The following is a 13,384-nucleotide window of genomic DNA, read 5'->3' on the forward strand; positions in this document are numbered from 1 at the left end:
CCATCGGCGCACCATAACCGGCCGGCCGCCCGGTGTCGTCCGCCCTGCACGGTAGGTGCCGTACCACCACTGGTGGAAGCCGTCCGCGGTACGCCGCCCAGGCGGAATTCAATCCGCTGCGGAACGCGGACCGGCCGCCGCGGGTGGTGCACTCACGGCCATGAGAAGACTCGTCGCGTTCATCGCCGCATGCTGCCTGGCGTTCGCTGCGGCCGCCGCACCACCCCGGTCGGCGGCGCAGTTCTTCCAACTGTTCCAGGACCGCAACGACTGGACGTGGAGCGGTGGGGACTACGTCGCCAGCCTGCGCGCCGCCAACGGCCACACCTACTGGTCGTTCGGCGACACTCTGCTGGGCGCGCAGGACCCGGTGACCGGCGGATACCAGCCGCCGGGTCCGGGTTGGGCGCCCAACTCGATCCTGGTGCAGCGCAACGGAGTCCTCGCGGCTGCGGTCGCGACCCCAGCGATCCCGCTGCCCGGCGACGGCGACTCCTACTGGGCGCAGGGCATGTTCGAGGCCAACGGTTCGCTGTACGTCATGGCGCAGCGGTGGCGCCCGCTGGGCGGCGACAACTTCGAACTGCGTGGGGTGGAGCTGGCGAAGTTCGGGTTCAACGCCGACGGCACACTCACCGCTCGCGGCCTGGTGCGCACCCCGTCGAGCGGCAAGATCGGCGCCACGTCGCCGGCGACCGCGCAGTACGCCGCCGACGCCGTGGTGGTCGGCCCGTACGTGTACCTGTTCGGCTACGCCAACGACGCCGCCCGCTACCGGCAGCCCACCTACGCCGCGTTCGCGCCGGTGGCCTCGGTCGAGAACCCGTCGGCCTGGCAGTTCTTCAGCGGCGGCGTGTGGAAGCCCGACATGGCCGCCGCCACCCCGATCGTCGACTGGCAGGTCAGCAGCGTCCGCCGGATCGGCGGCAACTGGGTGCTGGCGTACAAGCCGGGGCACGGCGGCGGTGACACCGTCTACCTCGAGCGCCGGTCCAACCTGTTCGGCAAGCCGGAAGCGACCACCACGATCCACTCACCGGCCGGCACCACGCCCGGCGGGCGACAGTACGTCACGTACGCGCCGCAGCTTCATCCCGCGCAGCCGCTGTCCTCGGGCAAGCTGCTGGTCAGCATCGCCTGGAACGGCCGCACCCCGGCCGACAACGAAGCCGACGCCGATCTTTACAAGCCGCGCTTCCACGAGGTGACCCTGCGATAGGCGTAGGGCCGCGGCACCTGTCGGCGCCCGGCTCGGCTCCCACCCGGGAAACGCGGCAGGCAGGAGTCTTCAGCCGCGTGCCATGTCCCGGCCGATGGACGAGGCCTCCGGACCCGGCACTCGGGTCCGGACCATGGCGACGCCCAGCACGCCGTACGTGATCGCGAGATAGGTGCCGGTGATCGCGCTGCCGATCCGGTCCGGGGTCCAGGCGAACGCGAGGTCCACGACCAGCAGCAGACTCGCCGCGAGGGGCAGGTACCGCAGGGGTGTGGGCCAGCGCCGGGCGCGCACCACGAAGATTGCGACCACCACCAGGCCGAGCATGCTGAGCGGCCAGAACAGGTCGAGCACCACCAGGATGCCGGTGTTCGGGCGGTTGGCCTCGACCAGATAGGGCAGCGTCCAGCCCAGCGCCAGGACCACGGCGACGAACTCGGCGGCGAGCACCCCGCGGCCCCACCGCCCGGTGCCGGTGGCCGCGGTCACCCACATGGCAGTGAGCAGGGCGAGCAGTCCGATCGAGAAGGGCACACTGGCCCAGATCTCGACCGGGTCGTTGTGCTCGGGGTCGGAGGGCCGCAGGATCCAGGCGGCGCCCCAGATGATGCCGCCGGCCGCCACCAGCAAGCCGCAGACCCGCATGTAGGTCGATGTCATGATGACCTCCTCGAATGTCCGATGCCGACAGCTTCGGCCGCCGGCCGGCGTGCCGTCGTCGGCATCGGGGAGGACACCGGGACCCGGCCGGGTCATCCGATGTGCCGACGCCGCAGCCGCGCCGGGGTCGGTAGCGTCGTCGGCATGCAGACACCCCGTGCGGTGGATGCCGCGTTCGCCGTCGCTCTGCTGGTGATCGGCGCGCTGGAGTTCGCGGTGGGCGACTCGGGGACGTACCCGGCGAGCGCCCCGGTGATGGTCGCGGTCGGCGCGGCGGCGATGCTGGTCCGGTCCCGGCTTCCGCTGGTCTGCCTCGGAGTGTTCGTCGCGCTGGTGGTGGTCGCGCAGCTGCCGGTTCCGGGCGTTGAGTTGACCGGCGCGATGGTGATCGGCTGCCTGTTCGCGCTCGGCACCGTGGGACGGCACTGCGGTTCGGCAACGGCGACGGTCGCACTGGCGGCGACGGCCGGTCCGGTGGTGCTCTCCTCCCAGCTCGGCGGCCGGATGTGGGACGCGGTGGTCTGGCTCCTCTCGTGCGGCACGGCGTGGACGGCGGGCCGGTTGATGCGCCGGGAGGCGTACCGGGCGGCGGAGCTGGCCATGCTCGCACGCGAGCTGGTCACCGAGCGGGAAGCCCGGGCCCGGGAGGCGGTCGAGGCGGAGCGGGCGCGGATCGCCCGGGAGCTGCACGACGCGGTCGCGCACACGGTCAGCGTGATGACGGTGCAGGCGGCGGGCGTACGGCGGCATCTGGACCGGGATCCCGCCGCGGCGCGTCAGCGGGACGCGCTGCTGGACGTCGAGCGGCTCGGCCGGGAGGCGGTCGGCGAACTGCACCGGGCGATCGGGCTGCTGCGCGGTGCCGCGCCCGCGGAGCAGTCGCTGCTGGCCCCGCTCCCCCGGCTGGACGATCTGGACCGGCTGGTGGCGCAGTTCCGGACCGCCGGCCTGCCGGTCGAGGTACTGGTCACCGGCACCCCCCGGCCACTGCCACCGGGGCTGGACCTGACCGCGTACCGGGTGGTGCAGGAGGCGCTCGCCAACACGATGAAGCACGCCGGCCCGGCGCGGGCCCGAGTGACGCTCGACTACGCCGTGAACGGGTTGACGGTGCACGTCACCGACGACGGCCGCGGCGGCGCGGCCGGTGACGGCGGGCACGGCCTGGTCGGGATGCGTGAGCGGGTGGCCCTCTACGGCGGGACGGTCGAGGCCCGGCCCGCAGACGGGCAAGGGTACGGCGTACGGGTCGTGTTGCCGCTGCCACGGGAGCTGGGCGGATGACGATCCGGGTCCTGCTGGCCGACGACGAGATCATGATCCGGGCGGGTCTGCGCATGGTGCTGGAGGCCGAGGACGACATCGAGGTGGTCGGCGAGGCGGCGGACGGTGAGCGGGCGGTGAGCGCGACCCGGGCGCTGCGGCCGGACGTGGTGCTGATGGACATCCGGATGCCGGGCACCGACGGCCTGGTAGCCACCCGACGCATCGTCGCGGCCGACCCGCAGGTCCGCATCGTCGTGCTCACCACGTTCAACGAGGAGGCCTACGTGCAGGAGGCGCTGCGGGCCGGTGCCAGCGGATTCCTGTTGAAGGTCGCCCCGCCGGAACGCCTGGTCGAGGCCATCCGGGCCGCGTACCGGGGTGAGGCGCTGCTGGACCCGCTGGTGACCCGGGCCGTCATCGCCGCGTTCGCCGGGATCCCGCCGGCCGCCGGTCCGCCGCCGGGCCTGGACCGGCTCACACCCCGCGAGGACGAGGTGCTGCACATGCTGGCGCGCGGCCTGTCCAACGCGGAGGTCGCCGCCGAGCTGGTGGTCAGCGAGGCCACCGCGAAGACCCATGTCGCCCGGGTGCTGATGAAACTCGGGTTGCGCGACCGGGTGCACGCCGTCATCTACGCCTACGAGCACGGCCTGGTCGGTCCCCGGTAGCCGTCTCCATCGTCAGCTGACCGTCTAGTGGTTGGCCGTGCGTCCGATCCGCAGCCGCAGGACACCGTCGTGCGCCCCGGTCCGTCGCTTGCCTTCGGCGAGCCGTTCCCGTTCAGCCCCGAGGTGGCGGCGCGGGCCGGGTCAGTGTGCCGGTTCGCCGCGGCCGAGGGCTCGCAGGCCGGTCATGCTGGGCAGGTACAGGTACTCCCCGCCGCGGCAGGTGACGAACGGTTCCAGCGGGGCGAGGAAGTACGGCGGGTCGCCCTGTACCGTCATCTTTCCCGCTGAGCGGTGGTCGCCGAGCAGGTAGTCGGTGTCGTTGCCGAGTTGGAAGGCGTTGCCGTCGTTGAGCCACTGCACCTGGATGGTCTCGAACTGCCGGGCGATGTCCGCGGCGAAGCAGATGAAGATCAGTCCGCGGTCCGCCCGGTCGTCCGGGGCGCCGTCGGGCAGCTCGGGACCGTACGGCATGCCGCGGCGCATGATGCGGTGCCGCATCGTGAGTTGCCCGTCGTGGCCCAGCGCGTCGCGGGGGTTGGCGCGCCGGATGTGGGCGCCGAGCGGGCACCGGCGTCCGTCACGGTCGTCGGCGTACCGGAAGTCGTTAGCCTTGTGCAGGCGTTCGTCCGGCGCGTCCGGGGAGAGCATCAGCGGGGTGCCGTCCGGCCACCGGCCGACGATCTTGGCGGCCAGCTTCTGCAGCCCACCGGGGTATCCGTCCGCGGCGGTGCGCAGCGCCTCACGGAACGTTGCGACGTTCTGGTGGAGCTTGCGGTACACCAGGTAGGTGCTGTTGTAGCCGAACGGTGGTGCGGGCGCGGCCGGCAGCTCACCGTCCTCGTCCTCGTGGCCGAGCAGGATCTCCCCGGTCTTGAGCCGGCGCCAGCCGCCTCGTGCGGTGGGCACGCCGAGCCCCCGGTACGGCGCCTTCTCCGGTTCACAGTCCAGCGCCGGCTGGGCGAAGCCGTCGCCGAAGCCGAAGTGTTCCCGCTGGGTGTGCAGCGAGGTGGCCGGCTGTTCGTGCACCACGGACACCGCGTCACCGAAGTCGTCGATCACGTCGTGGAGCTGACCGACGCGGTTGCTCAGGGCCGCCCGGTCGGCGGCGTGCACCATGAGCAGGACGTGTCCCCGCCCGTCGCCCAGTCCGGGCTCCCAGCGGGCCGGATCCGCCGGGCCGACGTCGCCGAGCCGCTCGGCGCGGGCCCGCATGCCGCCGAGGAACTCGGGGGCGAAGGTGGTGCGCACCTTCTCGGGCACTCCGAGGGCGGACAGGCCGGCCGCGGACACCGCGATGTTGAGCATCGAGGACGGCTTCTGCGTCCACTCGCGGGCGCTCTGCACCTGGTCGGCGAGCACGCCGAGCAGGCGCCGGCCGGCCCGCGGGTCGTCCACGGAGACGAACCAGTAGGCGGCGACGTTGTGCCCGTACCCTCGCAGCACACCGCCCTGGATGTCGTCGCGTTCGATCACCCGGTTCATACCCGCAGCCCTGCGGCGAGGAATTCCTTGTGGAACTCGGTGAGGAGCTCGGCGTCCGGCAGCTGCTGGCCGCGTACGGCGAACGCGATCACCCTTTCGCGCAGGGCGAGGGCAGCCCGCACCCGGGCCACGTCGGCGTCGGGACAGGCGGCGAAGAAGTACGACGTACGGATCTGGTTGTGCTTGAACCAGGCGGCGAACCTGCCCGGATCCGCGGCGGTCGGGTATCCGACGCAGTGGCCCCAGATCCGGTCGGTGGTGGGTTGCAGCAGTATCCGCAGGTGTTCCAGATGATCGGTCAGTGCGCCGGTGAAGACACTGCAGTACAGCAGGTACTGGCTGCGCAGCACCACCGGTCGCTGCGGTGGCCCCTCGTCGACCAGCTGCGGGATGCGCACCAGCCGGGCGAAATGCGTCGTGGGCAGGTTACGAAACGGGCTGTCGATGCCGTCGGGGCCGCGCGGGATCGCGTTGAGGTCGTCCTCGAGCTGCTGTTCGTGGCCGGGCACGACCGGCGTGATCACGGTCAGGTTGTACGCCGACCCGGTGGTGTTCGCCATGGCAGTGGGCCTCACAGGTCTCGTTGTACGGCGGTGAGGAAGCGACGGTAGGAGGCGGCGAACGCCTCCGGTGTGGTGTCCGGATCAGCGGCGATCTCCCGCAGGGTCCGGAATTCCTTCTCCACCGACAGCGCCGAGTCGATCATGGTGACGGTGGCGGCGGGATAGGCGGAGTAGTAGTGGTCGGGGACGAACTCGTTGCGCCGGATGTACTTCTTGAACGGCTCGGTCGGGATGGGGCCGGGAAATCCGTACGAGCTGCCCCAGAAGACCTTCATGCCGAGGGTCAGGATGCGGGAGAACGCGTCGATGTACTGATTCCAGCTCCCGTTGAAGTTGCTCGCGAACAGCAGGTGCGTGTAGCGCAGGTCCTCGGGATGCTGGGGCGGGCCGTTGACCGGGATCCGGCGGATCAACGACCACTGCGCGAAGTGGATGAAGGACAGGTTCCGCGCCGTGCGGCTCAACGCGGGCACCGCCTGCGCGAGCGCGAAGACGGGCTCGAGGAACAGCGCCCACGGTGCCCGCACCGGGCTGATCACCGTGAGGGCGTGCGCCCGGCCACAGGTGTCACGAGACTCGGTCACGACGTCGTCCTTTCCGGATTCGACTGAGTGGATGTGCTGTCCGGGTTCACCGCCTCGGCGGGCGGCTTGCGCCGCTCCACCTCCACCGCCAGCGCCGCCCGCGAGCTGAGATCCAGCTTCGCGAAGATGTGCTTGAGGTGGGTCTCGACGGTGTATCGCGAGATGTGCAGGCGCCGGGCGATCTCCGGGTTGGGCAGGCCCTCGGCGACCAGGCCGGCCACGGTCAGCTCGGTGGGCGTCAGCGCCGTCCAGCCACGGGTGGCGCGCTGCCGTGGCCGCCTGGGCACCCGCCGGATGCCGAGGCGCCGCATGGCCGCGATGGCCTGACTGATGTGCTGGACCGCGCCGATCCGCTCGTAGCCGGCGATCGCCTCGGTGAACAGCGGCGCGGCGCGCTCACCGCATCCGGCCGCGGCGAGCATGGTCGCGGCCTGCTCGCAGGCGAACGCGAGCTCGGCCGGGCGCGGCGCCGCACGGTACGCCTCCACCGCGCGCCGGGCGCTGTCGTGGTCGCCGCCGAGCAATGCCTGGCAGCGCAGCGCCGCCCCGGCGGCCGAGGCGGTGCCGAAGCGCCGGGCCACCCGCTGGGTCTGTTCGGTCACCCGGACCGCGAGATCGAGGTCGCGTTCGGCCATGGCCAGCCGCACCAGGTCCGGGGGAAGCTGCCAGTTGCTGTGCAGGAAACGCAGCTCGGGCAGGCAGTCCCAGGCCCGGCGGGCAGCGGCGGCCGCCTCGGCGCGGTGTCCCTGCGCGTCGAGCAGCAGGGCCCGTACCCACCACACCCAGTTGCAGCCCATGATGAGCCCGGAGGCGTCGATCTCCTCGTCGGCGGCGCGCAGATGGTCCGCGGTGGCCGGCAGCGCCCCGCGCGCGAGCGAGATCCGGGCCAGCAGCGCGAGGGCCTGCAGCCGCCACGGTGTGGCGGTGTCCTCGGCCAGGGCGAGGCCGGCCTCCGCCTCGGACCAGGCGTTGTCCCACTCCCCCGCATGCATCCGGAGCACTGCCGACTCGGCGTGGTAGTACGGCAGCAGGTTGGTGCCGCCGAGCCGGTTCGCCTGGGCGATGCCGGCCCGGTAGCTGTGTCCGGCCTCGTCCAGCCGGTCGGCGTCGGTCAGCGCGCGGCCGAGACAGACGTACGGCATGAGCAGACCGACGAACGAGGTGGCCGGCCGGGAGGCGACCTGCACACACCGCGTACCCAGGGCGACGGCCTCGTCGAGGGATCCGGTCGCGGCGGCGCCCAGGCTCAGCGTCATGAGGGTCGTGGCCACGGCGACGTCACGTCCGGCCTGCTCAGCGACCGGCAGGCAGGCGCGGGCCAGCCGGACCGCCCGGGAGACGTCCCCGAGGATCATGTACAGGTAGGTGCCCGGGGCCATGGCGATCGCGCGGGCCTGCGGGTCCAGGCCGGCGGCGGCTGACTCGACCATCTCACGGGCCTCCTGCCAGCGACGCCGGCGGGTGAGCGCGTGGGCGACGGCGATCTGCAGCCGCACCGCCATCGCCGGGTCCTGCACGGCGGCGACCACGCCAGCCACGATCCGTTCCGCCTCGGCCAGCCTGCCGACCAGCACCAGCAGCGGAGCGAGCTCGGCGGTCAGGCCGATGCGGTCCGGGTGGTCGGGGCCGATCAGCGACAGTGCGCGCTCGTACCACTGCACGGCGACCTGTGTGGATCGCGTGGAGGCGGCGCGGGCTGCTTTGCGCAGCCACACCAGCGCCTCCGCGTCGTCGTCGTGAACGCCGAGCCAGAACTGCTCGGCGACCCGGGTGATGGTGACGTCGGCGGCGGCGAGCGCCTTCCCGGCGGCGCGGTGCAGGTCACGGCGCATCGACGCGGGCATGTCCTCATAGAGCGCCTGCCAGATGAGGCCGTGCCGGAAGGCGAGCTTGTCGCCGTCCTCGGCGAGCAGGCCGGCGCTGATCGCCTGCTGCAGCGTGGGCAGCAGGCGCAGGGCGGGCCGGCCGCTGATCACGGACAGGTCGGCGAGGGTGAACGACGTTCCCAGGATGCACGCTTCGCGCAGCAATTCCAGCGTCTCGTCGGCGAGGAAGCTGTACCGGCGCAACAGGGTCGTACGCAGGTCGGGTGTCATCAGATCGGCGGTGGCCTCGGCGCGGCCTGCGGCTATCCGGATGGCGTCCTGCTCCTGCAGCGCTGACAGCAGTTCCACCAGGAAGAGCGGATTTCCGGCCGCCCCGGCAAGGTGCCCGCGCAGCGAGGCGCCGGGCGGTGCCCCCAGGATGTCGGCGGCCAGCGTGACGGTGGCGGCGGCGTCCAGCGAAGCGATCTGCCGGATCGATCCGCCCAGCGCCGACACCTGTTCCAGGAGCCGGTCGAGCAAGCGGGTCCGGGGCAGGGCCCGCATCGTGCACAGCAGTGCGATGGGCAGGGCACGCAGCCGGCGGACGACGGAACCCAGCGCGGTGAGGCTGGAGGCGTCGGCCCAGTGCAGGTCGTCCACGGCCAGGATCACCGGGCCGTTCAGGGCCGTCTTCTCCACCCAGTCGACGAGCAGCTCGGTGATGCGGAAACCCTGGTCGGAGCCGGGCCGGTCACGCTCGGGGACGCAGCCGAGGACGTTGCGGAGGTGGTCACCGGCGGGTGTCCGCGGAGCGGTCCGGACGAGCTCGGCGAACAGGCCGAACGGCTGGTGCTGTTCCAGCTCCTCGGCGGCGGCGTGCAGCGCCACGAAACCGCGGGAGCCGGCGTACGCCAGCGCCTCACGGACCAGACGCGTCTTGCCGACACCCGGCTCGCCCTGCAGGACCACCGCGTCGAGCGCCCCGCGGGCCGCCCGTTCGAGATCCTTCGTCAGGCGATCCAGCTGACGCTGCCGGCCCACCAACCTCGTCTCAAGCGTGCAGACCGCGGCCATGTGCCCGTCCGGACGTGATCGACATGGTGCCTGGCTCCATGAGCACCCTCCTCGGCGGCCGTACGAGTGGGCCGTCTGCCCACTGACACAGATCAGGCGGAACGCTCGGAGATACCTGAACTCGGGGATGTTCTCCGGAACAGATCAAGCGATGGTGGGAGTTGTGCTGCCCGATTTGCGCTGTCGACACGGTTACAGCCCCCGTCGCACGCCACAAGCAATTTGCCGGTCGTGCGAATAGATCTTGCCGGTGGACAGCATGAATCATGACCGGGCGAGAAGGCCTGACACTTTCCGTAGCCGGGGATCTATCGGTCCGGCGACCGAAATCGCGGCCGCACCATTCGGCGGGACCGCCATCCCGCGAGCAACCGCACAGATTCGCGCACCCGAATCGGTCGGCTGCACCGACCGACTGACCAGAGGAGTTCCAGCATGCGCTCCCCGATCGGCGACGGTCTTCTCGGCGGAGGAGAACCGGCGCGCCATCGGCCCCTGACCGACTGCCGCCGGGAGGCCACATGAGCACCCGGCTACTCATCGTCGACGACCACCCACTCGTGCGGGCGGGCATCGTTGCGTTGCTCGCCGGACAACCCGACATCGACGTCGTCGGCCAGGTCTGCGGCGACCAAGCCGTCGAGGCCGCCGCTGCGCACGCACCCGACGTCGTGCTGCTCGATCTGGACACCGCGGACGGCGACGGCCTGGACATGCTCGGCCGCATCGTCGCCGACAGCCTCCGGCACACACCGGAACGCCCGGTACGCGTACTGGCGATGACCTCCGAGCACCGCTGCGGCCAGGCGTACGCGGCGTTGCGGGCCGGCGGCGCCGGACTGCTACTCAAGAGCCGCCCGCCGGAGGTACTGGCCGGCGCCGTACGGGCGGTGGCCGTCGCCGGTATCTGGCTGGACAGCGACGTCGTGCGCAACATGCTGCGGGAGCTGTCCGCCCCACCGGCCGTGGGGCAGAGCACCTCCAGCATCGTGCGGCGGTTGACGCCGCGCGAACGCGAGGTGCTCATCCTGCTCGCGCACGGGCTCAACAACGCCGAGATCGCCCGTCGGCTCTACCTCAGTGAGGCGACGGCCCGGACACACGTCGGGCGGATCCTGATGAAACTCCACTGCCCGAACCGGACGCGAGCCGTGGCCATCGCCTATCTGTCGGGCCTGGTCCGGGTGGGGGCCGAACAGCAGGCCGCCTGACAGCGCGCAAAGCCGCATCTGATACGTCGCGTCCACGATCTGTCAGGTGCGGCTGTCCTTTTTACGCCGGCGGCCGCAGCAATACGTCATCGGACGTACTTTCCCATTGCCCGCAGCTGCGGACGACGGCGCCGGTGAATTTGTCGACGATGAGTTCCGGCAGTCACCGAAAGCCGATCCGACCGATTCCGACGGGGGAAGAAATGAACGCAGTGCTGGACTGGAACGAGACGTTCCTGCAAGCGATCCGGGTTCGCGGCGGCGCACCCGGACCGATCGCCCGGGTGGGCGCCATCCTGCACATCGCCATGCACGACGCGATCGTGGCCATCGCCCCGACACATGCGCCGTACCTGGAGGGGCTGAACGGGGCCGGCACCGAGAATCCGGAAGCGGCGGTGCACCGGGCCGCCCACACCGTGCTCAGCACCCTGTATCCCGAGCAGAGCGCGGTGTTCGACGCGCAGCTGACGCAACGCGAAGGCGCACTGCCGGCACCGGGACAGCAGCGCCAGTCGGTGCTGGCCGGCCGGCGCATCGGCACCAGCTCGGCACTGGCGATCCTGGCCGACCGCCGCGGCGACGGCCACGACGACGCGACACCGTACCGGCCGGGCACGGCGCCGGGCGCCTGGCGGCCGGCGAACCCGTCGATCGAGCCGGCCACCCCGAACTGGGGCCGGGTCCGGCCGTTCTCGCTGGGCGGCCAGGCTCAGGAGAACTGGCTGGCCACCTTCCGCCCGCCGCTGCCCGCAGGGGCGCCCGACGTCGCCTCGCTGCTCGCCTCGCCCGAGTACGCCACACAGGTCAACGAGGTCAAGGACAAGGGCCGCTTCAACTCGACCTCCCGCACGACGGAGGAGACCGAGATCGCGCACTTCTGGGCCAACGACCTCGACGGCACCTACAAGCCGCCGGGACACCTGTTCACCATGAGCCGGGTCCTGGCCACCGACGAAGGCCTGGACCTGGCGGCGACCGCTCGCCTGTTCGCCCTGGTCGCCATCGTGATGGCCGACGCCGCAGTGGTGGCCTGGGACGCGAAGTACGCGACCGAGCTCGACCTGTGGCGACCGGACACCGCGATCCGCCTCGCCGGCCTGGTGAACAACCCGGCAGTGGTGCCGGACCCGCTGTGGCAGCCGCTCTCCGTCGACTACGGCGGCGCGCGGTTCTCCCCGCCGTTCCCGGCCTACATCTCCGGCCACGCCACCTTCAGCGCCGCGCACGCCCGGATGATGGCGAACTACTTCGGCACCGACGAGAAGAACTTCCAGCTCGGCACCGACGACCCGTTCGCCGCGGGCGTCAAGCGCAGCTACTCCCGGTTCTCCGAGGCCGGCGAGGAGAACGGCCTGAGCCGGATCTACCTCGGCGTGCACTTCCGGTGGGACGCCGACGAAGCCCGCCCGGTCGCGTCGCGGCTGGCCGACCACATCTACGACACGCTGCTCACCGAGTCGTGAGCCGACCCGGCCCGCGGTCGCCCCGGCGGCCGCGGGCCGGACACCCGGACACACCACCGACTCCACGGGGGAAACGCATGCACCGACACCTTCGCTTCGTCCGACGCACCATCGAGAAGCTGGAGGACGAGACCATCGCATTCGCAGCCCGGCACGGTCTGCGAATGCTGCGCGTCAGCCTCGGCATCGTCTTCGTATGGTTCGCCGTCCCCAAGTTCAAACCCGGGCTCAGCGCGGTCGACACCCTCGCCCAGGACACGATCGCCGCCCTCACCGCACACCTGCTCACCGGCCATCCGGCCACGTTCCTGCTGGCCCTGCTCGAACTCGCCATCGGCATCGGCCTGGTGACCGGCCTGTTCCTGCGGCTCACGCTGGCCGGGCTGATGTTCCAGATGGCCGGCACGCTGACCCCGCTGGCACTGTTTCCGGAGCAGACCTGGAAAGCGCCGCTCGTGCTCTCCCTCGAGGGTCAGTTCATCGTCAAGAACCTGGTGCTCATCGCGGCCGGCATCGCGGTCGCCGGCAGCCTCGGCCGGGCCGGGCTGACATCCCGGCACCCCGCGATTCCGGCAACCGCCCGGCACGCCCGCGCCGGCAGGCCGGCGGCTCTCCACTTGCGCCACGAGTCCGAACAGACCGACCCCGGCCGGCCAGCCGGCCGACAATCCGACGCGTCCACGAGCACCTAGACGGTCGTACCTCGCCGAGCAGACCGCGGGCCCCGCCTGGAACCCGACCCTGAACACCAACGCGGATCACCTCTTCATCTCAGAGGTGATCCGCGTTCTCGGCCGCGCCGACCTGCGGCAAGCGCTCGCGACTCAGGTACCGAACCGGCTTGCCGAGCGACTCCGCGTAGGCGATCTCCCGTCGCGTCGACTCGCCCAGGTAGCCGCCCGGATCCACGATGAACACCTCGTCAGCCATGCGGATCTTGCGGAAGTGAACGGCGCCGAGCCGACCCTTCAGGTCCGAGCTGTCGACTGTCCAGTCGTAGTCCGGCAGATCGGGGAGACTGAACATCCCGAGGCTGATCACGACGCAACCCTGCATCGTGAGCCGCTGGTTGACCTCCGCGAACTCAGCCTCGAACCTGGTCGAGCCGCAGAGCGTGATGACCTTCGCCTCACCCTCGGCCGACCACGGCGCCTGCTGGTTCTCCATGAGGTTCATGATCGGCGCTGGTGCCGCGGTCTGCACGGCCCTGCTTTCGTTTGTGGGTGTTTCTGGTCGAGGCGGTTCGGAAAATCGCGCGCCCGTTCACACCGGATTAACAATGCGTTCCTGGGATGTCGCGCCGGCGGCCCCCGGGTCCCCGCCCGAGCCGGCGTACCCGGCGCCTGTCCAGCGGGCGGCTGTGAGCTGGAGAAACGGCACAGAACC

At 71.3% G+C, this 13,384-nt stretch carries 12 protein-coding genes; 6 read left to right on the top strand and 6 right to left on the bottom strand.

Going from position 1 to position 13,384, the window contains the following annotated elements:
- Positions 1-160 precede the first annotated feature (160 nt).
- The gene (locus tag OHA21_RS15970; RefSeq protein ID WP_328474724.1) at positions 161-1,219 is read left to right on the top strand and encodes a DUF4185 domain-containing protein; all 1,059 of its coding nucleotides are present in this window, start codon (positions 161-163) and stop codon (positions 1,217-1,219) included.
- Between the two features lie 69 nt (positions 1,220-1,288).
- Here the strand turns inward: OHA21_RS15970 and OHA21_RS15975 are convergent, their stop codons facing one another.
- Entirely contained in the window at positions 1,289-1,879 is a 591-nt protein-coding gene (locus tag OHA21_RS15975) for a hypothetical protein (RefSeq protein ID WP_328474726.1), read from the bottom strand.
- 144 nt (positions 1,880-2,023) lie between these two features.
- Here OHA21_RS15975 and OHA21_RS15980 point away from each other — a divergent pair, with 144 nt between their 5' ends.
- A complete protein-coding gene (locus OHA21_RS15980) occupies positions 2,024-3,163 on the top strand; it encodes a sensor histidine kinase (RefSeq protein WP_328474728.1) in 1,140 nt (379 codons plus the stop codon).
- Entirely contained in the window at positions 3,160-3,813 is a 654-nt protein-coding gene (locus OHA21_RS15985) for a response regulator transcription factor (RefSeq protein WP_328474730.1), read from the top strand. Before OHA21_RS15980 ends, OHA21_RS15985 begins: the two co-directional genes overlap by 4 nt.
- Positions 3,814-3,954: 141 nt before the next feature.
- On the opposite strand, the gene OHA21_RS15990 is transcribed toward OHA21_RS15985, so the two are convergent.
- From OHA21_RS15990 to OHA21_RS16005, 4 genes are read right to left on the bottom strand one after another with little or no spacing between them, the layout of a single operon-like run.
- Positions 3,955-5,295 carry a Dyp-type peroxidase gene (locus OHA21_RS15990; RefSeq protein ID WP_328474732.1) on the bottom strand — a complete coding sequence of 447 codons (1,341 nt, stop codon included), beginning with the start codon at positions 5,293-5,295 and terminating at the stop codon, positions 3,955-3,957.
- On the bottom strand, positions 5,292-5,870 hold the full coding sequence (locus tag OHA21_RS15995) for a hypothetical protein (protein ID WP_328474734.1): 579 nt from the start codon (positions 5,868-5,870) through the stop codon (positions 5,292-5,294). The genes OHA21_RS15990 and OHA21_RS15995 overlap by 4 nt, the downstream gene beginning before the upstream one ends.
- The gene (locus OHA21_RS16000) at positions 5,867-6,442 is read right to left on the bottom strand and encodes a hypothetical protein (protein ID WP_328474736.1); all 576 of its coding nucleotides are present in this window, start codon (positions 6,440-6,442) and stop codon (positions 5,867-5,869) included. The genes OHA21_RS15995 and OHA21_RS16000 overlap by 4 nt, the downstream gene beginning before the upstream one ends.
- Positions 6,439-9,288 carry an ATP-binding protein gene (locus OHA21_RS16005; RefSeq protein WP_328474738.1) on the bottom strand — a complete coding sequence of 950 codons (2,850 nt, stop codon included), beginning with the start codon at positions 9,286-9,288 and terminating at the stop codon, positions 6,439-6,441. The genes OHA21_RS16000 and OHA21_RS16005 overlap by 4 nt, the downstream gene beginning before the upstream one ends.
- Before the next feature lie 554 nt (positions 9,289-9,842).
- On the opposite strand from OHA21_RS16005, the gene OHA21_RS16010 reads away from it, so the two are divergent.
- The 3 genes from OHA21_RS16010 (at position 9,843) to OHA21_RS16020 (ending at position 12,690) form a co-directional block, all read left to right on the top strand.
- Positions 9,843-10,532, top strand: coding sequence for a response regulator transcription factor (locus OHA21_RS16010; protein ID WP_328474740.1), 690 nt, complete (start codon positions 9,843-9,845; stop codon positions 10,530-10,532).
- A gap of 203 nt (positions 10,533-10,735) precedes the next feature.
- Positions 10,736-11,998 carry a vanadium-dependent haloperoxidase gene (locus OHA21_RS16015; RefSeq protein WP_328474742.1) on the top strand — a complete coding sequence of 421 codons (1,263 nt, stop codon included), beginning with the start codon at positions 10,736-10,738 and terminating at the stop codon, positions 11,996-11,998.
- 77 nt (positions 11,999-12,075) lie between these two features.
- A complete protein-coding gene (locus tag OHA21_RS16020; protein WP_328474744.1) occupies positions 12,076-12,690 on the top strand; it encodes a DoxX family protein in 615 nt (204 codons plus the stop codon).
- Between the two features lie 79 nt (positions 12,691-12,769).
- Here OHA21_RS16020 and OHA21_RS16025 read toward each other — a convergent pair whose 3' ends face one another.
- A complete protein-coding gene (locus OHA21_RS16025; RefSeq protein WP_328474746.1) occupies positions 12,770-13,165 on the bottom strand; it encodes a hypothetical protein in 396 nt (131 codons plus the stop codon).
- Between the last annotated feature and the right edge of the window lie 219 nt (positions 13,166-13,384).

The sequence above is a fragment of the Actinoplanes sp. NBC_00393 genome (genome assembly GCF_036053395.1).
Lineage (GTDB): Bacteria > Actinomycetota > Actinomycetes > Mycobacteriales > Micromonosporaceae > Actinoplanes.